Source organism: Mycobacterium paraintracellulare (assembly GCF_000276825.1).
GTDB lineage: Bacteria > Actinomycetota > Actinomycetes > Mycobacteriales > Mycobacteriaceae > Mycobacterium > Mycobacterium intracellulare.
The window spans coordinates 3484981-3505754 of record NC_016948.1; the positions used below are offsets into that span (position 1 = coordinate 3484981).

General features: G+C 66.0%; 19 protein-coding genes. 1 reads left to right on the forward strand and 18 read right to left on the reverse strand.

Annotated features, from left to right (window positions below; genetic code table 11):
* Nucleotides 1-111: 111 nt before the first annotated feature.
* Nucleotides 112-1350: a thiolase family protein gene (locus OCQ_RS15735; RefSeq protein ID WP_014385205.1), complete on the reverse strand. Its 1239-nt coding sequence runs from the start codon at nt 1348-1350 to the stop codon at nt 112-114.
* Nucleotides 1351-1619: 269 nt separating this feature from the next.
* The gene (locus OCQ_RS15740; RefSeq protein WP_014385206.1) at nt 1620-2390 is read right to left on the reverse strand and encodes an SDR family NAD(P)-dependent oxidoreductase; all 771 of its coding nucleotides are present in this window, start codon (nt 2388-2390) and stop codon (nt 1620-1622) included.
* 303 nt (nt 2391-2693) lie between these two features.
* Between OCQ_RS15740 and OCQ_RS15745 the strand changes: the two genes are divergently transcribed.
* Nucleotides 2694-2912, forward strand: a complete 219-nt coding sequence (locus OCQ_RS15745) for a hypothetical protein (RefSeq protein WP_009955746.1) — start codon at nt 2694-2696, stop codon at nt 2910-2912.
* Between the two features lie 20 nt (nt 2913-2932).
* Here the strand turns inward: OCQ_RS15745 and OCQ_RS15750 are convergent, their stop codons facing one another.
* The 16 genes from OCQ_RS15750 to OCQ_RS15825 form a co-directional block, all read right to left on the reverse strand.
* Nucleotides 2933-5878, reverse strand: a complete 2946-nt coding sequence (locus tag OCQ_RS15750; RefSeq protein WP_014385207.1) for an MMPL/RND family transporter — start codon at nt 5876-5878, stop codon at nt 2933-2935.
* The gene (locus tag OCQ_RS15755) at nt 5875-6300 is read right to left on the reverse strand and encodes an MmpS family transport accessory protein (RefSeq protein WP_008258012.1); all 426 of its coding nucleotides are present in this window, start codon (nt 6298-6300) and stop codon (nt 5875-5877) included. The genes OCQ_RS15750 and OCQ_RS15755 overlap by 4 nt, the downstream gene beginning before the upstream one ends.
* Before the next feature lie 128 nt (nt 6301-6428).
* Nucleotides 6429-7457 (reverse strand): methyltransferase, encoded by a 1029-nt coding sequence (locus OCQ_RS15760; RefSeq protein WP_041785074.1) that lies wholly within the window; start codon nt 7455-7457, stop codon nt 6429-6431.
* The gene (locus OCQ_RS15765) at nt 7454-8914 is read right to left on the reverse strand and encodes an MFS transporter (RefSeq protein WP_014385209.1); all 1461 of its coding nucleotides are present in this window, start codon (nt 8912-8914) and stop codon (nt 7454-7456) included. The genes OCQ_RS15760 and OCQ_RS15765 overlap by 4 nt, the downstream gene beginning before the upstream one ends.
* A gap of 71 nt (nt 8915-8985) precedes the next feature.
* Nucleotides 8986-9651: a nitroreductase family protein gene (locus OCQ_RS15770; protein ID WP_014385210.1), complete on the reverse strand. Its 666-nt coding sequence runs from the start codon at nt 9649-9651 to the stop codon at nt 8986-8988.
* Nucleotides 9648-10037 carry a RidA family protein gene (locus tag OCQ_RS15775; RefSeq protein ID WP_014385211.1) on the reverse strand — a complete coding sequence of 130 codons (390 nt, stop codon included), beginning with the start codon at nt 10035-10037 and terminating at the stop codon, nt 9648-9650. Before OCQ_RS15775 ends, OCQ_RS15770 begins: the two co-directional genes overlap by 4 nt.
* Entirely contained in the window at nt 10034-11008 is a 975-nt protein-coding gene (locus OCQ_RS15780) for an NADP-dependent oxidoreductase (RefSeq protein ID WP_232065665.1), read from the reverse strand. Before OCQ_RS15780 ends, OCQ_RS15775 begins: the two co-directional genes overlap by 4 nt.
* Before the next feature lie 52 nt (nt 11009-11060).
* The gene (locus OCQ_RS15785) at nt 11061-12539 is read right to left on the reverse strand and encodes a dihydrolipoyl dehydrogenase family protein (protein WP_041785714.1); all 1479 of its coding nucleotides are present in this window, start codon (nt 12537-12539) and stop codon (nt 11061-11063) included.
* Between the two features lie 5 nt (nt 12540-12544).
* Nucleotides 12545-13027 (reverse strand): hypothetical protein, encoded by a 483-nt coding sequence (locus OCQ_RS15790; RefSeq protein ID WP_050989387.1) that lies wholly within the window; start codon nt 13025-13027, stop codon nt 12545-12547.
* Nucleotides 13014-13454 (reverse strand): cupin domain-containing protein, encoded by a 441-nt coding sequence (locus OCQ_RS15795; RefSeq protein ID WP_008258030.1) that lies wholly within the window; start codon nt 13452-13454, stop codon nt 13014-13016. The genes OCQ_RS15790 and OCQ_RS15795 overlap by 14 nt, the downstream gene beginning before the upstream one ends.
* An 18-nt stretch (nt 13455-13472) precedes the next feature.
* A complete protein-coding gene (locus OCQ_RS15800; protein WP_014385215.1) occupies nt 13473-14393 on the reverse strand; it encodes an NADP-dependent oxidoreductase in 921 nt (306 codons plus the stop codon).
* Nucleotides 14393-14638 carry a hypothetical protein gene (locus OCQ_RS15805; protein ID WP_085976450.1) on the reverse strand — a complete coding sequence of 82 codons (246 nt, stop codon included), beginning with the start codon at nt 14636-14638 and terminating at the stop codon, nt 14393-14395. Before OCQ_RS15805 ends, OCQ_RS15800 begins: the two co-directional genes overlap by 1 nt.
* Before the next feature lie 98 nt (nt 14639-14736).
* Nucleotides 14737-15972, reverse strand: coding sequence for a PPE family protein (locus OCQ_RS15810; protein ID WP_014385217.1), 1236 nt, complete (start codon nt 15970-15972; stop codon nt 14737-14739).
* Nucleotides 15973-15997: 25 nt separating this feature from the next.
* On the reverse strand, nt 15998-17050 hold the full coding sequence (locus tag OCQ_RS15815) for an alpha/beta hydrolase fold domain-containing protein (protein ID WP_041785075.1): 1053 nt from the start codon (nt 17048-17050) through the stop codon (nt 15998-16000).
* A gap of 447 nt (nt 17051-17497) precedes the next feature.
* Nucleotides 17498-17986, reverse strand: a complete 489-nt coding sequence (locus tag OCQ_RS15820; protein WP_014385219.1) for a hypothetical protein — start codon at nt 17984-17986, stop codon at nt 17498-17500.
* A 502-nt stretch (nt 17987-18488) separates the two neighbouring features.
* Nucleotides 18489-20273 (reverse strand): sigma-54-dependent Fis family transcriptional regulator, encoded by a 1785-nt coding sequence (locus OCQ_RS15825; RefSeq protein WP_014385220.1) that lies wholly within the window; start codon nt 20271-20273, stop codon nt 18489-18491.
* Between the last annotated feature and the right edge of the window lie 501 nt (nt 20274-20774).

Sequence of the window (20774 nt, forward strand, 5' to 3'; positions counted from 1 at the left end):
GCGATGACCTCATGCTCGGTGAGAGTCGCCGGGGTGTCATCATCCGAATTCCGATCGTCCGGGTGATTCGTCTCGAGGAAGCCGGACTGCGCTGCGCCAGGGGGCCGAAAGCTACACGGCATCAGGGTTTTCCACCACTACCGCCACCCCTTGGCCCGAGCCGATGCACACCCCGATCACGCCATAGCGTGCGCCACGTTCCCGTAGCTCAATGGACAATGTCAACAAATACCGCGCTCCGGTCGCGCCAAACGGATGCCCGATCGCGACCGCGCCACCGTTGGGCGTGAGCTTGTCATCGGGCACGACAAAGCCGTCGAGTTGGTTGGGTAACTCCCGCAGCACCCCCAAGGCTTGCGCGCTGAACGCCTCATGGATCTCCCAGACATCGATCTGTTGCGGGGTCAGGCCGGCACGCCGGATCGCCGCCGGCATCGCCCACGCTGGAGCTATCCCCATGATCAGCGGATCGATCCCATGGACGGCGCTCGACACCATCTTGGCCAACGGCTGCAGGCCCAAGTCGGCCGCGCGTTCCTTCGAACCGATGAGTACCGCGCTCGCGCCGTCGCTCAGGGGCGAGGAGTTCGCCGCCGTCATCTGCGTGGTGCCCGGCTGGGCCGGAAGTGCCGCCAGCGCCTCCGCCGTGGTGTCATCGCGGATGAACTCGTCATGCTCAACCATGCGCGCCGCCGTCTTCTTGGTAGCCGGGATCGACACTGCCATGATCTCTTTGGCCAGCCTCCCCCGATCGCGAGCGGCTTTGGCGTGGCGCTGCGAGCGCAGCGCAAACGCGTCAATCTCCCGACGGCTCAGCGAATAGCGATCCGCGACATTCTGCGCCGTCTCGATCATGCTGAGGTAGGCGTTGCGCGCCAGCAACACTGAATTCGGCGGACCGCCCGCACCACTCCACATCGTGTCGAGCATCAACACCGGACCGCGGGGGTTGAAGGCCGCGTCTCCCTTCATCAGCGCCCAACCCGAGCGCGACATCGATTCGACCCCACACGCGATGCCCAAGCCCAGATCGCCGGCCTTGATGGCATGGCTGATACTCACCGCCGCACTCAACGACGAGCCGCAGAACCGATTCACCGTCAAGCCCGCGACGCTGTCGGGAAACCCAGCGGCAAGTGCGGCCCATCGTGCGATATCACCCATCCCCTCATGGGCGGGGTTCACGCATCCGGCGTGGACATCTTCGACGGCATCCAGGGGAACGCCCGCCCGTTCGCATGCGCCCTTGAGCGTCATGCCCAACAGGTCGTCGGCACGGATCGCCGATAGCGCGCCCCCGTAGCGGGCAAACGGCGTACGCACTCCGCCGAGGACATAGGCGTCACTCATCGGGGCCCCTCCTCGTCGCGGCCAAGCCCAAACGACGTGGAGCGCCGCGACATGCGGTCCACCCGTTCCGTCAGTACGATCCGGTCACGACGATCACGCGGTAACAAGCACGGCCCCAACAATATTGGCGCTCGCCCAAGATCAAGCAACGTCGGCATTCGTGATTACCCTTCCCCGGTTGCGCTCATCGACTGAGTCGGGCGAAAGTTCGGTCTGCGGCCCGAAGCGATAACCAACACCGGATGGGCTTCTCGGTAGCGCGTGTTCGATCAGTTGCGGCCGGCCATGACGCCGCCGTCGACGTTGAGGATTGCGCCGGTGACCCAACTGGCCTCATCCGACAGCAGATACGTCACGGCGTTGGCGACGTCGGCGGCCGTGCCGACCCGTCCCAAGGGATGAAACGGCGCGAACGTCTCTAGCGTGGCGTCGATCTCGTCCTTCGGGACCCATCGCTCGAGGGCAGGGGTCTTCACCGCGGCCGGTGCCACCGCGTTGACGCGGATCTTGTGCCCGGCAAGCTCGATGGCCAAGTTGTGGGTGAGCGCATGCAGCCCGGCCTTTTGCATGGAATGCCCCGCCGATGGGGTCCGGCCGATGGCTTGATGCGCCCACATGCTGCCGATGTTGACGATGGCCCCGCCCTCACCCCTGGCGACCATCCCCGCAACGACGGCCTGAGTCAGGAAGAACAGCGCGTAGTTGAGCTCCATGTAGGAGTCGTAGAACTGCGCGTCGTAATCGAGAAACGGCCTGGGGATGAAGAATCCGGCCGCGTTGACCAAAAGGGTCGCATCGCTGTGCTGTTCGGCAAGCGCGCGCCGCACATCGGCGATCGCAGCGCGGTCGGTCAGCTCGGCGGCGATGCCCCAGGCGTGGCCACGCCGGCCCGTCAGGTCGGCGACGGTGTCGTCGACACGGGCTTTCGAGCGTCCCACGATCACCGCGCTGCCGCCATGGTCGACGACGTCCGTCGCGACCTGCCGGCCCATGCCCGCACTGCCCCCGACAACGATGACCTTCTTGCCGTCAAAATGCATGCTCGGGTCCCTTCCCGGTCTCCTGACGAGCCCCCAACCGGGGTAGCAATCCCGTCCGATCTGTAGTGAGACTGCGGCCAGGCGGGGTGAGCTGTCATCACCCCGGCACCGTATTCACCCGGGTGAGTGAACCGACTTTGCAGTGAGAATCGACGACGACGGCTCGGTTTTCAGAAGATAGTTAATTTGCAAGCGCAACGAAATTATTTTGAAATGGCCGCCACCTGTTTTCGAAACGGAAATTGTCCGCTAGCGATAAGAAACCAGCACCGATTCAGGGCAGCCGCGCGTATTCTGACCAGTATGGTCAAGACCAAGACCTGCGTGCATTGCGGCCACACGTTCGACCCGGATGCCCGGCGGCGTGACCTATCCGATCCGGAGTGGCTCCCGGCCGCATCGGTCTATTGTTCGCACGAGTGCAGTGACCGCTACCATTGCGAGATCGTGCATTGCTGCTCGACCCACGTCAAAGAGAAGGCTCAGCGCGAAGCCGCCATGGCGGCGCATCGCGAAACGTAGACCGATTGTCCCGCCGGCTGCTATGTCTGCGCATCCGACGGCACCCCGCGTTGCGGGTGGTACAGCAGTGCACGAACAAGCGGGCGGGGTCCGACCGACCGGAGCATCTGACTGGCCGGGCGGACCCGTACCCGCTTCGGCCACCAGAACCAGCGTCCCATCACCGTCATGATCGACGGCGTGATGAGCGATCGGACGACGAACGTGTCGAACAACAGGCCGATGCCGATCGTCGTGCCGAATTGGCCGATCGCCCGGAGATCGCTGGTGATCATCGTGCCCATGGTGACGGCGAACACCACGCCGGCGGCCGTCACCACCGGCCCGGTCACACCCATGCCGCGGATGAGTCCCGTTTTCAGCCCCGCTCCGATCTCCTCCTCGATGCGGGACACCAGCATCAGGTTGTAGTCGGACCCCACCGCCAGGAGCACGATCAACGCGAATTCGGTTGCCACCCAGTGCAACTGGAAATCACCAAGGTGCTGCCAGATCAGTGTCGAGAACCCGAAGGCGGCCCCTAGCGACATCACGATGGTGCCGACGATGACGCCCGCCGCGACCAGCGCGCGGGTCACGATCACCATGATGATGAAGATGAGCACGATCGAGGCCACCCCGGCGATCATCAGGTCGTACTTGGCGCCGTTGGCGATGTCGTAAAACGTTGCGGCCGTGCCGCCGAGGTAGATGTCCGCGTTCTCCAGCGAGGTGAGTTTCAGCGCCTCCTTGGCCGCTTGGCGCTCCTGATCGACGGACGCGATTCCCTTCGACGTCGCCGGATCCACGGAGTGAGTGATGATGAAGCGCGCGGCCTTGCCGTCCGGCGACACCATCAGGCTCAACCCCAGCTGGAAGTCCGAGTTCTGGAAGATCTCGGGTGGCAGGTAGAACAGGCTCTCCACCTGGGCGTCGTTGAAGGACTTGCCCATCACGGCGTTCGTGTCGGTCAACCGGTCGAACTGATCGATCAGGCTGTCGAACGAGCTGTAGATGGTCAGCGTCGTATCCCGGATCGACTTCGAGACGGCGATGTTCTCGGGGATGATCGCCAGCAGTTCGCGCGTGGCCTTGGCCGTGTTGGTGAGGTCGCTCGTGAGGGCGTGGAACTTTTCGGCCAGCAGATCGAACCCGTCCAGCGCGTCGAACAGGCTCCGTAGCGACCAGCAGATCGGGATGTCGTAGCAGTGCTTCTCCCAGTAGAAGTAGCTGCGAATCGGTCTCCAGAAGTCGTCGAAATCCGCGATGTGATCTCGGATTTCGTCCGTGATGGCCGCCGTCTCCCCCGTGGTTTTCGAGCTGTCGTCGGCGGCGTTCGCGAGCTTCTGTGTGACCGCGTATTGACGCTCCAACAGCGCGATCTGGGTGTCGAGGAAACCGGTGATCTTCTTGATGTCGGCGACGCGATCCTTCAGGTAGTTCAGGTTGCTGCGGATCGGCGCGCTTTGCACACTGAGCTGGAACGGAATCGATCCGTCTTGAATCGGCGGGCCCAGAGGCCTGGTGATGCTCTGCACACGTTCGATGCCCGGCACCCGGAAAATGGCACCGGCGATCTTGTCCAGGACCAGCATGTCCCTCGGATTGCGCAGATCGTGGTCCGATTCGATCATCAGAAGGTCCGGGTTCAACCGGGCCTGGGTGAAGTGTTGATCGGCCGCGGTGTACGCCTGCACCGACGAAGCGCTCGGCGGCAGGTAGTACAGGTCGTTGTAACGAGGAGTGAAGCCCATCAAGCCAATTGCGCCGACGATCGCCAGGATGACCGACGTAGCGAGGATGGGCGCCGGCCACCGCACGATGGCCGTCGCCAAGCGGCGCCACCGCGTGTAGTTGAACTCGCGCTTCGGGTCGAAAAGGCCGAAGCCGCTTGCGAAGGCGATCAGCGCGGGCGTCAGCGTGACGCCCGCGGCCACCACCACCAGCAGACCGACCGCACACGGAAACGCCAGCGAGCTGAAGTACGGCAGCCGGGTGAATTTCAGACAGGCCAGCGCCCCGACAATCGTCAAACCCGAGCCCAGCACCACCTTGGTGACACCGGCGAACGTGTCGTAATAGGCGGCTTCGCGATCCAGCCCCCGTTCGCGGCCCTCCTGGTAGCGGCCGACCATGAATATGGCGTAGTCGGTGCCGGCGGCGATGGCCAGTGCCGTCAACAAGTTGACGGCGAAGGTCGACAGCCCCATGATGCCGGTTTCGCCCAGCAGCGCAACGACGCCGCGACCGGTGGCCAGTCCGACGAACAGGATGACCATCGTCAGCAACACCGTGCCGATGGATCGATAGACGAACATCAGCATGATCGCGATGATGATGATGGTGATGATCGTCATCTTGGCCAGGCTCGCGTCGCCGACGACGATCGTGTCGGCGGTCAGGGCTCCCTGACCGGCGACGTAGGCCTTCACCCCGGCCGGCGGTTTCGAGTCCGCGACGATTTTGCGAACCGCCGCAACCGATTTGTCGCCGACGGCCCCGCCTTGGTCACCCCGCAGGTTGACCTGAACATAGGCGGCCTTGTGGTCGTAGCTCTCGACACCGGAAGACGTGAATCGCTGTCCCCAGAAATTCAGCGCATGCTCGACGTGTTCGTGGTCCTGCTGCAGCTTCTTGACCAGATCGTCGTAAAACCGGTGAGCATCCTCGCCGAGGGGTTTGTCACCGACCAGGGTCACCAGGACAAGGTTGTCGGAGTCGTACTCCTTGAATTTCTCCCCGATGTGCTTCATCCCGGTCACCGAGGGCGCGTCGGACGGCGAGAGCGGCACCGAGACTTCCTCGGCAACCTTTTCCAGCTGTGGGACGAAGACGTTGACGCCGATCGCGATCAGCAGCCAGACCACGATGATCGGCAGTGCCAGGACGCGGATGGTGCGGGCGATCCGCGGTTTCCGCTCAACCTCGGTGCGCTGCACGACGGGGATTTCGGCCGTGTCGTCAGCGTCGCTGCTATCGCTGCTCACGCGGACTTGTCCAAGCAGGAAACCTGCGCGTTCCGGTTGGTGGCCTGTTGTTGATCGACCAACTTGCCGTCGACGGTGATGCGGCAGCCGATGAAGGGACTGTCACCTTGGGCGACGACGTAGGCGAAGATGCCGGGCATCTCGGCGACGATCGTCTTCGACCATGGCAAGGTGGTGAAGTTGGCCTTCTGCGGCAGTGACTCCGCATCCATCCAGTTGACGACGCCGGTCGTCCCGGGCGGTCCCAGGATTTCGTAGATGGCGGTCTTGGCCGCATACGGCGGGGTCGCGTCCCGGGGATCGGGCTTGGGCAGCCCGGGTCCTGGGAAAACGCCGTTGAGTCGGATCACTGCGACGCCACCGATGACCAGCGCCACAGCCACGACCAGCGGAACCCATGCCCGCTTGAGAAGCGTTAACACCGTGCCCCCCGATCAGGAATGCTCGACCGGCTGATATTAAGACATCTCTTCGCGTGCGCCACGGCTAGCCGAACGCAACAGCGGTCGAGTTGATTCCCGCGGTGGGCGCATTCGCTCGGATGCCATGTTCAGATCCCTACGGTTTCGATGACCGCGAACTGCCCAGCCTGGCCGACGGTCGTGCGGCGAAATCCGGCGGAGGCGAAGAGCGCGTCGAACTCGGCGATGTCGCGTTCCTTGCCACCATTCATGACCAACATGTTCATGTCCATCATCGCCGGCAGCCCGGGAAGCCCGAATTCTCCCACAAGATAGTCGATGACGACGAGGCGCCCGTTTTCTTGCAGGGCGGCACGGCAGTTTCTCAAGATCCGTGTGCAGTTCTGGTCGTCCCAGTCGTGCAGGATGTATTTGAGCACGTAGAGATCCGAGGGCGGTACCGTCTCGAAAAAATCGCCTCCCACCGCGGTAAGACGCTCGTGCAGACCATCTTTGCGCGCCGCCGTCGCGGCGTCGGGCACGATGTGCGGCAAGTCGAAGACGCCACCGCGCAGGTGGGGGTTGGCCCGCATCATCGCCCGAAGCACCTCGCCGTTTGCTCCCCCAACGTCCAGCGCGTATCTGACGCCTAGGGTGTCGACCACCTTTGCGATCTCGATCGCAGCGGCCGCACTGAGATTCGACATGGCTTCGGTGAAATGACTCGCCTCGTCGGGATGCGCGGCCAGATAGTCGAAGATCGTGCCGGGTGTGCCGTGTGCAGCCTTCATCTGGCCGGTGCCGCTGCGAACAGCATCCGGGAAGCGGCCCCAGGTCAGCCAATGACCAGGCGCGGCTTGGGCAAGGACCATGCCACGCAACGAGTTCGGGTCGTCGCGCAGCAGCGTGCTGAGCAAGGGCGTCCCGGTGAGCCGCACACCATCGTCCGACGTGACAAGACCCAGGGAGGCGCAGGCACGGATAAGCCGCCGGGTGGCGGCCGGATCGATGGACTCTTCCGCCGCGATCGCTTCAGCCGTGTCGGTACCCGCGGCGAGATGATCCGCCACGTTGAAAGTCGCTGCAGCACGAACGATCTGCGTGACCCAGAAACCGGTCAGCATGGTCATCATGCGCTCGTAATCTTGCGCCCCGGACGGTGCGGAATGTGCTGTCATGTCTCCTCCATCGCGGCAGACGGACTCGAGGCCACGGCCGGTTGCACGCCGGGCCGGTCACGGCACAACGCCGCGATGTCGCACGGGACGGGTCGGCACCCGCCAGGCGGATTGGTTATCAACAGTGCGGCGCACAACGCGCCTAGGGCGAATAGCGCGGCACTCACCTCCAACACGCGGGCGAATCCGGCGGCGCTCGCCGCGCCGACGGTGATGAGGCCCATGGACCCGATCGACATCAGCGCGGCCAGCCGCGACACCGCGTTGTTGATCGCCGACGCCAGGCCGCTGTGGTCGGTCGGCACCGAGGCCAGCATCACCGACGTCAGCGGTGTGATCGTCGCGACCAGCCCGATGCCCAGCACGGTCATCCCGGGGATAAGGTCGCTGATCGCGTGGAATCCACTGGGTTTCGGGCGGATCAGCAGCAGTCCCAATCCCGCCACGGCGGGGCCCCCGATCAGGAACGCGCGTGGTCCCACCCGCGCGGCGATGCGACCGACATGGCGGGCGAACACGAACGACAGCGCCGGGATCGGCAGGGTGGCGAGTCCGGCCGCCGTGGCGGAGTACCGGCCGATTTCCTGGGTGTAGAGGGCGACGGCCAGCGATCCCAGCGTCAATGCGCCGTAGACGAAGGCGGTGACGAGGTTGGCGGCAGCGAAGTTGCGAAAGGTGAACAGCGACAACGGAAGCATCGGGCACTTGCTGCGGTGCTGCCACCTCACGAAGCCGGCCAGGGCGGCGACCCCGACCACCAATGGTGCGAGGACAGCCGGGTCGGTCCAGCCATCGCGTTGGGATTCGATCAACGCGTATACGGTCGCGCCCAGCCCCACCGCCGACAGGACCACGCCCGCGGTATCTACACGGGCGCCTTCGACCCGCCCCGATACCGGGCACAGCCAGAACGTCAGGGCATACCCGACCGCCATAGGAATCGCCGACAGCACGAAAATCCAACGCCAGCCCAGAAAATCGACGCACATTCCGCCCAGCAGGGGGCCCGCAGCGAAGGCGGTTCCCGTCCACCCGGTCCAGACGCCGATCGCCGCGGACCGCTGCGCCTTGTCGAAGACCGTGTTGATCAACGCCAGCGAGCCCGGCACCAGGAACGCGGCACCCAGGCCTTGGACGAGGCGCGCGGCGATCAGCATCGCGGGCGAGGTGGCGGCCGCCGCCAGGACCGAGCCCGCGCCGAAGGTCAACAGCCCGAAGCGCATCACCGGAACGCGCCCGAACAGGTCCGAGACGGAGCCGCCGGGCAAGATCGCGGCCGCCATCGCCAACAGGTAGCCGTCAATGACCCACTGCTGCAACGCCAGACCACCGCCGAGATCGTGCTCGGTGGCCGGCAAAGCCAGATTGATCACGGTGGAATCGAAGAACGCGACCATCGACACCGTCACCGCGACCACCATCGCCCGGCGGGTCGGTGCCGCGTCGCGCAACGTCATTGCGGGGCCCGTTCGGCGAATGGCCGTGGCTGGGCGCCAGACCCGTTGCGTGAGCTGGTCATCATCGGTTCTCACCACCGGTCGAAATGCAGCACGTCGTCGAGCGGAATCCGTTTGGCACGGCGGAAGGTCGTGCCGGTGTAGTAGGCGGTGGGGATGGTCGTGGCGTGATAGACGTTGTCGGGCAACCCGAGTATGGCCCGCATCTCGTCGTCGGCCATGATCGTCACCCCGGTCCACGTGGTCCCCAAGCCCCGGGAGCGCGCGGCGAGCATGTAGCTCCACGCGGCCGGCATGACCGAACTCCAATACCGGTTGGCGTTTTCGCCCGTCAGCGTGCCATCACCGTCGATGACCTCGACGCACGGGATCATCAAGACCGGGACCTCGCCGAGGTGCTCGGCGAGGTACGCCGCGCTGTCGGAGACTTTGCGCTGCTCGCGATTGCGCGCGGGATCGTCTTTGAACCGATCGGCGACCGCGTACGGCGACGTGGCGATCGAGTCCCAGGTGCGCCGGTACACCTCGGCGATCGCCCGACGCTGTTCGGCATCGGTGACGACGATGAAGCTCCAGTTCTGCACGTTCGCCGACGTCGGTGCCTGCACCGCGATCTCCAGGCATTCCCGGATCAGGCCGATGGGAACGGGTTTGGTCAAATCGAGGCGCTTGCGCACCGAACGGGTCGTGGTCAATAGTTCGTCGGTGGACAACTCGACTCTTGCGTAGTCGCTCATGCCGGCAGGATGGCGATGACTTCGACCTCCACGCGGATGTTGGGCCACACCAGCCCGTCGATGATGCTGAACATGGCGGCAGGCCGGTGGCGGATGATTTCTTTGCTTACCGCCAGGTAGGCGGACGCATTGTCACGGCCGGTGACCCATTGGCGCATGTAGACGATGTCGGTGAGCGTCGCGCCGGCCTTGCCGAGTGCCTTTTCGACGTTGGCCCAGCACTGCCGGGCCTCGTCAGTGAAGTCCTCGGGCAGCGTGCCGTCTTCGCGCACCCCGGGTGTTCCGGAGACGAAAATCTGTGTGCCGCCCCCGGATACGGCGACGGCGTCGGCGTAGTGCCCGATGTGATCGGCCACTCCGGTGCGGATCGGGGTAATGGTGGTCATCGCGAGACTCCTTGGCGGTGTGTGCTTTTCGGCTGACTTTGTGAGCTGTCTGTCGTGATGGCGACTCCGCTGGCCTCGTGGCCCGCGACCACGTGCGCGAGGGCGGCGGCGGCCTGATCCAGGCCGCAGGAACGCGGGGTCGGCATGCTCAATCGACGGGAGGCGAGTAGCGCGGCGAGGCGGCCGAGTTGCGCCCCGTCGGAACGGACGTAAACCGACGTCACGCCGATCCCGCGGGTGGGTGCGGGCGGGTCGGGGGTGATGGTGGCCAGCCGGCCGCCGTCGGCAAGCGCGGTCATGGCCGCACCTGCACCCCCCGGGGCCGCGTTGGCGACGGCGTCGACAGAGCCCCTCGCCAACGCCCTCGCGTGTTGCGGCCACAGCGGATCGCGGTAGTCGATCACTTCGCGGGCCCCATGCTCGCGGACCCGGACGGCGCTGCGCGGACCGGCCGTGGCGAGGACGTCGACCCCGCGCAGGGCGGCCAGCTGGACAATGAGCCCGCCGGTGATCCCACCCGCGCCATGAACGAGCAACGTCTCTCCCCCGCGAAGCGCCAACGCCTCGCCGACCACCTGCTCGGCGGTCAACGCCGGCACCGGAAAGATCGCCGCGGTCTCCCAAGGGATCTCGGGTGGTTTGCGCGCCAGCGATCCGACGGGTGCGATCAGAAGCGGCGCCCACGCGCCGTGGTCGCGCAGCGGCACGGGGTGACACAGCACCTCATCGCCCACACCGAATCCGCCCGGGCTGTTGCCGACGGCTTTGATGACCCCGGCGGCCTCGACACCGAGCGCCAGCGGCGGCCCCGTGCCAACGTCCCAACCCCCGTACCGAATGATGTTGTCCCAGTTGCCGACACCGGCGCCGCGAACGTCGATGAGGACCTCGTCGGCCGCCAAGGGTCGGGGGTCGTCCACGTCGAATGTCTCCACGTTTCCGCCGAGCGTGCGGATTCCCGCCACAAGCATGGTCACGGCGAGACGGGCGGCCGGTCGTAGGTCATGGTGGTTCCTTCAAGGCTCAAGCGCTCTTCTGTGCTTTCTGCGTCTCGTTTTTCAGTAACCGGGCGAGTTCGGACTCCTCGGCCAGCAGCGGATCCCAGACCTGATTGACCGTCGGATGCGGCGCGACCGCATGGCGTAGGAAACTGACCGGGACCTTCGCGACGATGGCCAGGGTGGCCGCTTGAATCAGTTCCGAGAACTGCGGGCCGACGAAGGTCGCTCCGAGCAACGTGTCGGTCTCGTCGTTGATGACCAGTTTCGCCCATCCTTGGAAGCCATCCCGGTATAGGGCGAGAAATGACACTGCGCCGGGGTAACGGGCGGTCCGCGTCCGCACCGCGAATCCTTCTGCTCGGGCCTGACTTTCGGTGCGCCCCGCCCACGCCACTTGAGGGTCAGTGTGGATAACCTGCGCCAGGTTGCCGGCATCATGGGCAGTCAACTCGTTCTCGGACAGTTCCCGTCCGGCGGCCCGGGCCGCGATGATGTCGGCCACGACGCGGCCGTGGTAGGTGGAGATATGAGACAGCCGGGCACGCCCGGTGGTGTCTCCCAGCGCGTAGAGCCAGTCGCCCGTGACGCCGACCGCTTGGAGATGGTCGTTCACAGCGACGGTCTCGCCGCGTGGCAGGCCAAGGGTTTCCAGTCCGATGTTGTCGGTGTTAGTGCGCCGTCCGGCGGCCAGGACGATCTCGTCCACCTCGACGGTCTGGCGGTGGAACGTTGCGGCGACGGGCCCGCCCGCCACGGGGCGGGCGGCCGACGACAACTCTGTCTCGAAGTGAATCGTGACGCCTTGGCTGCGCAGTGATTGCGCGACCAACTCGCGGGCTTCGGGTTCGCAGTTGGGAAGCAGGGTGTTACCACGCACCAGAAGTGTTACCGCGGAGCCCAATCCGGTGAGGATGGTCGCGAACTCGACACCGACCGGACCGCCGCCCACCACCAGCGCACGCGGTGGCACTTGTGCCATGGTCGTCAGGTCCCGATTGGTCCACGGGCGTGCTTGCGCCAACCCGGGTACCTCCGGCACGTTGGGACGAGTGCCGGTCGCCACGACGACCGCATGGTGTGCCGTCAGGACGACTTCGGTGGTATCTCCCGGGGCGTAGGCCACGCGCACTGTTCGTTCTCCGCTCAGCCGTCCGAAGCCGTGAAACACCGCGACCCCGGCTTGCCGTAGCGATGCTCTTCGGTCGTCGTCCGAAAGGTGCTCGATGATCGCATCGCGCTTCGCGAAGACGGCGGCCACGTCGATCTTTCGGTCCGAAATAGCTTCTCGCACACCTGGAACCGACCTCGCGAGGTTGAACACCTCGATCGGGCGCAGCAGTGTTTTGCTGGGGTTGCAGCCCCAATAATGGCACTCCCCGCCGACCAGACGATCGTCGATGAGCGCTACCGACAGGCCCACGGACGCGAGCTTGCGCACGGCGGCCACACCGGCCACCCCGCCGCCTATGACGATCACGTCGAAGTCCTTGCTCGCTTTCATCAGGCTCACCCGTTACAACGAGCCGGGTTGCGACGGTTGGAAGTTTCCGGACTGCATGAGGCGCCAGCGGCGGGTGCCGGCGATGTCGCGCCGAGTATGGCGTAGGCCGCGGCGGCGCTTGCCGCGGAGAAGACGCTGTAGCTAAGCGGTGACTCGATACCGAGGGATACGGCCATCGCGGTCCCAAATACAGTGAGCACCAGGCAGGTCGCCGCCCCGACGAGTTTCGGCCACCAGCCGGCCAGGAGCAGGATCGCCAGGCTCGCTTCGGTGGCGGTGGCGGCCCACACGATGACGGTCAACGACCATCCAGAAGCATACGGAACAAGCCGGTGGGCATAGTCGGCGAAGCGGTCCATACTCCCCCAGCTACCCTGCCCAAACGGTTCCCACCACCCGAATCGGTCCGCAACAGCGGACAGAAAGGCCGCCGCGAGTGAGACTCGTAGTGCCATCCGGACAACTCGGATCGGATCAGGCGTGCGCATGGCTCGCGTTGTCGTCCGTGGTGAGCGGTCCGTCTCCGGTGTCCAGGAGGAACACCGCCAGCAATTCGGCGGGTTCGGTGGCGCTGGCATTTTCACTGATGGTGTGGTGGGCGCCGGGCGCTTCACTCCATGTCTCCCCGACGTGATAGACGCGTGCCGGCTCACCTTCGACCTGACTGCGGATCGCACCCGAGATCACGTACGCCACGATGAACGCCGATTTCGCGTGGTGGTGGGCTTCGCTCTTGGCTCCGGGCGGATAGCTGACGCTCACTGCCTCAAGTGATTTGCCCGGCACATTGGTGGGTTGATTGAAAACCGGGCGGACCACCGGCTTTTGCTCCGGATTCTCTGGCGCCGGCTCGGCGTGCGCGGCAGGCGCGAGCATCACCGCCACGGTCAGCGCGGCGAGCGGTTTTAGGGCCATTTTGGCCGCCTTCCCTTTTCAGTCCTCGACGACCCGCAGGATCGTCTTGCCGGGGATGCGCTTGCCGGGAGCGAACGCGGTGGCGGCGTCGGCGAGCGGCAGGACCGCGCCGACGACTGGCTTGAGGCGTCCGTCCCGCACTCGCGCGGCGAGGTCTGCGAGCTGGGCGCGGTCGGCTTCGACAAGGAAGAAAACTGCCCGTCCGTCGTGCGGCTGGGTCTTCGGCGGCTCCGCGATGGTGACGAGCGTCCCGCCCGCCCGCACCAGTGCGGCCGATCGGGCGAGGACCTCCCCGCCGATCACGTCAAACACCACATCGACTTCGCCTGCGTCCTCGAGCTTTTCGGTCTCCAAGTCGAGGAAGGCGTGCACGCCGAGCTCCTCCGCTCGGTCGCGGTCTGCGGTCCGGCCGGTGCCGATGACGCGCGCACCGACCTCGCGGGCGAGCTGCACCGCGATCGACCCGACCCCACCCGCGGCGCCGTGGATCAGAACCGTTTGCCCGGCGGCGAGGCGGCCGTGGTCGAACAGGCCCTGCCAGGCGGCCAATCCAGAGATCGGCAGCGCCGCGGCCACGGTGTGGTCGATGTCCATCGGCAGCGGTGCGAGATTGCGGGCTTCCACCGCGGCGTACTCCGCCAGCGAGCCGTTGCGGGCCCAGTCGGCGAGTCCGAACACCCGCTGGCCGACAGTCAAAAGTGTGGTGCCGTAACCCAACTCAACCACGACGCCCGACAGCTCGTGGCCGGGCACGCTCGGTGTCCGGTCGTGACCCGAGCGGTCGATCCACGTGTGCGGCCAGTCAAGCTCGCCGGGTGTGAAACCGGCGGCGTGTACCCGCACGACGACGTCGTTGTCGGCCGCCTGGGGGTAGGGCAGGTCCGTCAGCGACAGGCCGGCGACACCGGCGTCACGATCTGAAACAGTGATGGCTCGCATTACAGGTCCTTCCTGATATGGGTGGTTGTCGTCGGGTCAGCCGCGGGCTGCGGTTGTACGCTGACGAGCTCGAGGCCGAGATCACGGACCCGGTCGAGAAGTCCGTAAAGCTGTGACTGGTCGCGGATTTCACCGGTGAACACGGTTTCGGTCGCACCGGCCTCGAGGCGCATCCCTTCTAATGCGGACCCGAGCCGCTCGGTCACGCGGCCTCGAATGCAGATCTGGTACATCGTCGACTGCACTTGCCCTCCGCTCGCCGGCTGTCGAGTCAGCATTCACCGGTGCGGGGTGAGTCGTCATCACCCGGCGAGCCAAATCACCCGGGTGAGCGCGAACCGGTTCACATCGTGATGCGCGCCCCGCCGTCATCCGGCGGGCGTGGCGTCACGGTGATGGTGATCGTGGACCGGCTTTGGGGCGGAGCACCGCGGATGCCGCGCATCGCCATACTCGCCAAAGCCATTTCGTTGAGCATGTTTTCCGGATTCGTCGCCAGGACGGTCGGGGGGATGGGGCCGGGGAGGGAGTTCGGCCATGTCACCGCGACGGCCCTGATGGTCGGCGTGGCCGCGGCCCAGCCCGACGGCACCGACAGCGCGCCGATTGAGGAGGCTCGGCCCACCCCCGCCGACAGCACGGGCGCCGCACCGCTGCCCGCCCTCTCCGCCGAACCCAATGACGCTGCTGCGCTCGCTCCCGGACCTCCCGAAAGCGCCCCCAAACGTTCCAATACGGCGTCCATCTTGCTGGCACCGTCCGGGTCGTAGTGCGCCGCGTAGCCCAAGCCCGCATACGACCCGGCCGTCCCCGTGGACGTGATGGCTGTCGCCGCCGATGAGACGGACAGGTTCACCGGGCTCAGTAAGCTCAGCAATTCCAAGAACGAGGGAAGTCCTGCCGCGGCCGGTAGAGGAAGCGCAAGTCCCTGAAGCGCATTGGGTACCGCGGAGAGCAGCTGCGAGCCCGCCGACAGGATGGCCTGGGTGGCCGTGCCGGCTGTCGTGGTGCCGGCGTGGGCAGCCGCGGCGCCCTGTTCGGCGACCCCTGCTGGATCGGTGGTGGGAAGGGGCGAGGTAAACGGCGGTAACGCCGAAGCCGCAGCGGATGCGCCCGCATACCCGTACATCGCCCCGGCGTCTTGGGCCCACATTTCGCCGTACTCGGCTTCGGTGGCCGCGATCGCCGGGGTGTTTTGGCCGAAGATGTTCGTCGCGATCAGCAACATCAGCTGCGCACGGTTGGCCGCGACCACCGGTGGAGGCACCGTCATCGCGAAAGCGGCCTCGTAGGCGGCCGCGGCGACCCTGGCCCCGGCAGCGGCCTGCTCGCACAGGCCCGCCGTCGTCGTCAGCCAGGAGACGTAGGGTGCGGCGGCGGCCGCCATCGCCACCGACCCGGGACCCAGCCATGCTGCGCTGGTGAGGTCCGAGATCACCGACCCATAGGAGCCGGCGGCGGAATACAGGTCGGCGGCCAGCCCGTCCCAGGCCGCCGAGGCGGCCAGCATCGACCCGCAGCCGGGACCGGAATACATTCGGCCGGAGTTGATCTCCGGCGGCAGCGCCCCGAAATCCATCTTTGAAATCCCCAGGTTCCTCTGGCTATCCGGTCGCCTCGCGGATGTAGCGGCCGATCTGACGCAACGAGCGGATGGCTTCGGGGATCATCGGCGCGGCGAGCTGGAACACGTGGATTTGGCCCGGCCATACCTGCACTTCGACCGGCACCCCGGCGGCGGCCAGTCGTTGAGCCGCCAGCTGCGCGTCGTGAAGCAACACCTCGCAACCGGACACATGGATCAGCATGGGCGGCAGGCCGGGTCGGATGTGGTCGAGCGGCTCGTAGAGCGCGTCGGAATGCCCGTAGGCGGCGGTGCGCCCTGCGGCGCGAGTGATCAAGGCGTGGAAGGCGTCGAACGCTCTGGGCGGAAACATCGCGTCCGAGCCGACGTTGGGATGAGTCGTTTTGGGTTGCGTGGCCAGTTGCAGCAGCGGTGACATGGCCGCCATCGCTGCCGGCTGCTCACCGCACTCGAGCAGGCGTTGGGCCAGCGCTAGTGCCAGATAGCCGCCGGCGGAATCGCCGGCCAACACGATCTGGTCGGGCTGGTAACCCTGTCGTCGCAACCAGCGGTACCCGTCGTAGCAGTCCTCGATCGCCTCGCCGATCGCATGTTTGGGGATCTTGCGGTAGTTGGGCACCAGTACGGGGCTGTCGGCGAAGCCGGACAGCATGCTGACCAGCCGACCGTGCGAGTGGGCGCCGCAGGTGAGGAAGGCTCCGCCGTGCAGGTACAGGACGGCCCGGTGGGAGCCGTCGGCCGGTAGCACTCCGGCGGCGCGGACTAGCTGCGCACTGCAGTGCGCCAGCCCGACACCCGTGCGTACCGTGCCCGGTGGCGGGGCGATGGCGCGAGCGGCGATCTCAACGGCGCCCCATGGCCAGGGCGCCGAGGGCACGCGGCTGCCCACGCTCAGTGCGGGCCGGATCATCAGTCGGGCACTCAGCGAGGCAATGCGCCCAGCCATGCTCGGACCGTCCTGGATCACATCGACGACGACGTCCGCGCGGAACGGGGACCGTCGGGCTTTACGCGCCCTGGGCGCTCCTAGACCGGGGCGCGGTGAACCGGGTACGGCGGCGGGCGCGGTCATGTCAACGCTTCCGCGCTCGGGAAATCGGTTGCCCCACGCCCCCAACGGATTTCACGTGGTGATTGCGCCGCGAGCGGCCTGGGCTCGTCGTGTCGACTCTGGGGTGAGAACCAGGCGCGCATATCCCGCACAAGCGCGTACGCTGCCGGTCAGCGAATCTGGGTGATTCGCTTGGGAGTTGGCGCGCGTCTCCGCATGACGGGCACTGTTGTCCGCCAGCGGTAGCCGCCTGCCTATCACGGCGTTGCCAAACAGCCGCACGTCCCCGGGCCATCGCTTGGCGGCGTCGCCTGCTGGCGTAGGCGATCAGCCCCGCCGCGGTCGAGCACCCCACCCAGATGCCGGCGGTGACGCCGAAATCGGTGAGTCGACCATTGACCAATGTGAGAAGCGCGTAATCACCGGCCACCACAGCCACCAACACGGAGGCAACGCGTACCCGGGTCATCATGACACTCCCTCGGACCCGATCGGGCGCACAGCGAAGACGCTGCGCAGGTATCCGGTGGAACGCCCGCAGGTCGCACACACCGGGCGGGTGCCGCAGCGCGACGCCATCTCGCGTTTGTCACCTACGTAGGTCGCCATCGCCCATCGCACAGTGGCCAGGCAGTGTTGGCAGAGCGTTTCGACGAGGTCACCGTCCGGGCTGAGCCCCATTTGGTCGCATCCGTCGATGGCGTGTATCTCGGCGACCGCCACCGCCGGCGCACCGCATGTGGTGCCGGTCGCCAGCCCCTGGGCACTGCAGATGGGCTGCAGCGCGTGAAGTTGGTCCTCGATCGCCGGGATGGCGCCCGTCCCGGCCTCTCCATTGCGGCGCGCCCAATGCCGGGCAGATGCGGCGGCGCCCCGTAATCGATGCAGCAGCCATGGTGTTCGCGTGGCGCCGGAGCCGTATTCGGTTGGCGGTCGTTGAAATTGGCGGGGCTCCATGTGTTTTCTCCACTTCGTGGCGGTGGCGGTTCCGCGGTGATCGACACAGCGAGGTAGTCCACCTTCACCCCGACCCGTTGCTCGCTCATGCGGCCTGAATGCCGATCCCCGAAACGTGGTGGACTCCACGTACCGTCCGCTCGCCAGTTGTTAAGTCAGCATTAACCGACGTGGGATGAGTGGTCATCGCCCGGCGAACTGATTCACCCGGGTGATTTGCCTGGCATTGGGAGCGTCATGAGCTGTCAGCGAACGTCGCTCAAGGTGGTGTATTCGCGACGTCATCCCCCGCACGTGGGTGAGCCACCCATTTGCCGAGAGGATGCGCGGTGCGAATCGAAGAGGCGGTCAGCGGCTCATCGCGTTGCCGCAGCCGGGCGGGGCGCCCGCGACGCGCCCGGCGCTTTGGCGACCCGGAACTTGGCCAGCAACGGCCGAGGGACGCGGCGCTTCCTGATGATGACTGCGGGCCAATGCTTTTCGGCCGACAAGCGCAAGGCCGTTACGCGATGCCGTAATCGTTGATCTTGCGGTAGATGGTCGCACGTGACATTCCCAGGGCGCGTGCGGCCTCTTGTTTGTTGCCGCCGCTGTCCTGAAGGCTGCGGACAATCGCATCGCGCTCCAGAGCCTCCATCCGAGTCAGCTTGCGTCGTGTGACGGACCGGCACTCCGGCGGCAACTTGTCGACGCCGATAATGCCGGATCGTTGGCGGGCAACGGTGTCGGTCAGGACCCGGCGCAGCTGCGAGACGTTGCCCGGCCACGGCAACCTGCTCAGCTGCCGCATGGCCTCGGGCGCCAGCGTCACATCGGCGCCCCGGGTGATCTCGCGCAGCAGCAGGGGCACGAGTTCCTCGAGGTCGTCAATCCTGTGTCGCAACGCGGGCACGGTGACGGTATGGGTGAACAGCGGCAGTAACTGTTTGATCGGTGCAGCAGGAGCCGCGGAACTTGTGGTGGCCGCGATCCACCCCCGACCTGCGCGCGCGGCCAGCATCGGCACGATCGCTTCGAGTATGTCCTCGTCGATGTCATCCACGTCGGCGATCACCACCGCGAAGTCGTCATCGGCGGCCAGTGTCGCCAGCTCGGCGACGAAAGATGCCGCGCTCCCGAAGCTTTCGCTGCGCATCACGCGAATCGTTCGGTCCGGCTTCACATGCTGCCCCACCGCCTGCGCCAGCTTTGCCCGGCCGGATCCCTTCTCACCCTCGATCATCACCCATTCTCGGTCGCGGCAGCACTGCCGGACCTGCTGGCAGCAATGCAGCCAGGCGCTATTGCGACCGACCAAGCCGGGGATGTACGTGGGCGCAAGGCGGCCCGTTCGACGCGATTGCGAGCCGGTCTCGCCGGAAAGATCAACGCGGAAAACGACGTTGAGGCGGCCGGCGCGTGTCGTCGACCGGTCGGCGGCGGTGATTTTGGCGATGTGTCCCCGCGGCAGCACAACCAGCGCCGTGCCCGACAGGGTGGACGTGAGCAGATCCGAGGCGTGTTCAAGCAGCGCGGTCTGCTCGTCCCCGTCGAGCGTGCGACGCAGGTAGGGGTTCATCAACACGACATCGCCACCGATCGCCAGCACGCCGGCCGAACATCGCCGTGCCTGCTGCAGATAGGCTTCCAGAAGTGCCGTCTCGCTCTCATGAGCCACCAGGCGCAAGCGTTCCTCGATGTGGCGACTGGCGCTGGTAGCCAGCGCGAGCAGCAGTGGATCGGATCGGTCTGCGAGACAGCTCAAATTGACGGCTCCGATGACTCTGCCCGTTACGGGATCACGGATCGGTGACCCCGCGCACGCAAAACCGGTGAACATAGCCACGTAGTGCTCGCTGCCACCGATGAATGTGGGCTGTCCGGTTTCCAGAGCCGTGCCGATCCCGTTGGTGCCCGCCACCTCTTCGGCCAAGCTATAGCCCGGTGCGAGGCTCACCGTGTCCAACGCGTCGAGGATGGGGACTGCCGCAGCGGTCCGATCGACGACCACACCGTCAGCCGACGTCAGGACGACGCTGACATCCTGCGCGGCCAGGTCAAAGGTGACCCGCTCCAGCACCGGCGCAGCCGCGCGCACCAGGCGCGAACCCCTGTTGGGTTCGCGCACAAAGGGCAGCTCGACCCGGTCGGGGTGGACTTGCAGGGCCCGGGACCGACGCCACGAATCGAGGACACCGGGGCGCACAATGTCCTCATCGACTGAGCGAATCACGTCAAGGGACTCCACGGGCAGGAACGTTTCCTTGGCCTGCTCGAGTTCGGCCGTGCGGCGCGCCTGTGAACCCATCCCCAACTACCTCGACTCCGGGTCACCGTCGCGGAGCGGCGGCTGACACCCGCCGACCGCGGCCGGAGACTGGGTGTCCCTTCGCTGCAGACAGCAAACTTTTATCGACTTCGGCGATTACCCTACGCGCGCGACGGGTGCGTTGCTCGGATGAACCGATACACCCGTCCGAAGCCAAGCGGAAAGACCATGACGGACCGTCCGCCGTCGTCTCAATTTGAGACACCCATTCACCTCATGTTGAGACGCTCACCATCCGCGCGCAGCGATGTCATGAGTTGGCAGGAGCCGATACATCGATCCCGAGAGGAGAAATACGGTGAGCGGGCACAGCATGAGCGCGGATCACGAGAAAATGATGAGGTCCTTGGGGCTAGCGCCCGCCAGCAAAAGGGGACGTGCACCGGGTGTGATTGCTGAGTGCGTTGATTCAATCGAACGCGAAACACAGCAGGTGGGGCCGAAGAACATGCCTACACTGACTGCCAGCGCTAACGGTGG

Excerpts from the sequence above, each read along its gene's own strand:
- OCQ_RS15735 (WP_014385205.1), bottom strand. The coding sequence starts at position 1,350 with ATGAGTGACGCCTATGTCCTCGGCGGAGTGCGTACGCCGTTTGCCCGC.
- OCQ_RS15740 (WP_014385206.1), bottom strand. The coding sequence starts at position 2,390 with ATGCATTTTGACGGCAAGAAGGTCATCGTTGTCGGGGGCAGTGCGGGC.
- OCQ_RS15745 (WP_009955746.1), top strand. The coding sequence starts at position 2,694 with ATGGTCAAGACCAAGACCTGCGTGCATTGCGGCCACACGTTCGACCCG.
- OCQ_RS15760 (WP_041785074.1), bottom strand. The coding sequence starts at position 7,457 with ATGACAGCACATTCCGCACCGTCCGGGGCGCAAGATTACGAGCGCATG.
- OCQ_RS15765 (WP_014385209.1), bottom strand. The coding sequence starts at position 8,914 with ATGACGTTGCGCGACGCGGCACCGACCCGCCGGGCGATGGTGGTCGCG.
- OCQ_RS15770 (WP_014385210.1), bottom strand. The coding sequence starts at position 9,651 with ATGAGCGACTACGCAAGAGTCGAGTTGTCCACCGACGAACTATTGACC.
- OCQ_RS15775 (WP_014385211.1), bottom strand. The coding sequence starts at position 10,037 with ATGACCACCATTACCCCGATCCGCACCGGAGTGGCCGATCACATCGGG.
- OCQ_RS15780 (WP_232065665.1), bottom strand. The coding sequence starts at position 11,008 with ATGCTTGTGGCGGGAATCCGCACGCTCGGCGGAAACGTGGAGACATTC.
- OCQ_RS15785 (WP_041785714.1), bottom strand. The coding sequence starts at position 12,539 with ATGAAAGCGAGCAAGGACTTCGACGTGATCGTCATAGGCGGCGGGGTG.
- OCQ_RS15790 (WP_050989387.1), bottom strand. The coding sequence starts at position 13,027 with ATGCGCACGCCTGATCCGATCCGAGTTGTCCGGATGGCACTACGAGTC.
- OCQ_RS15795 (WP_008258030.1), bottom strand. The coding sequence starts at position 13,454 with ATGGCCCTAAAACCGCTCGCCGCGCTGACCGTGGCGGTGATGCTCGCG.
- OCQ_RS15800 (WP_014385215.1), bottom strand. The coding sequence starts at position 14,393 with ATGCGAGCCATCACTGTTTCAGATCGTGACGCCGGTGTCGCCGGCCTG.
- OCQ_RS15810 (WP_014385217.1), bottom strand. The coding sequence starts at position 15,972 with ATGGATTTCGGGGCGCTGCCGCCGGAGATCAACTCCGGCCGAATGTAT.
- OCQ_RS15815 (WP_041785075.1), bottom strand. The coding sequence starts at position 17,050 with ATGACCGCGCCCGCCGCCGTACCCGGTTCACCGCGCCCCGGTCTAGGA.
- OCQ_RS15820 (WP_014385219.1), bottom strand. The coding sequence starts at position 17,986 with ATGGAGCCCCGCCAATTTCAACGACCGCCAACCGAATACGGCTCCGGC.
- OCQ_RS15825 (WP_014385220.1), bottom strand. The coding sequence starts at position 20,273 with ATGGGTTCACAGGCGCGCCGCACGGCCGAACTCGAGCAGGCCAAGGAA.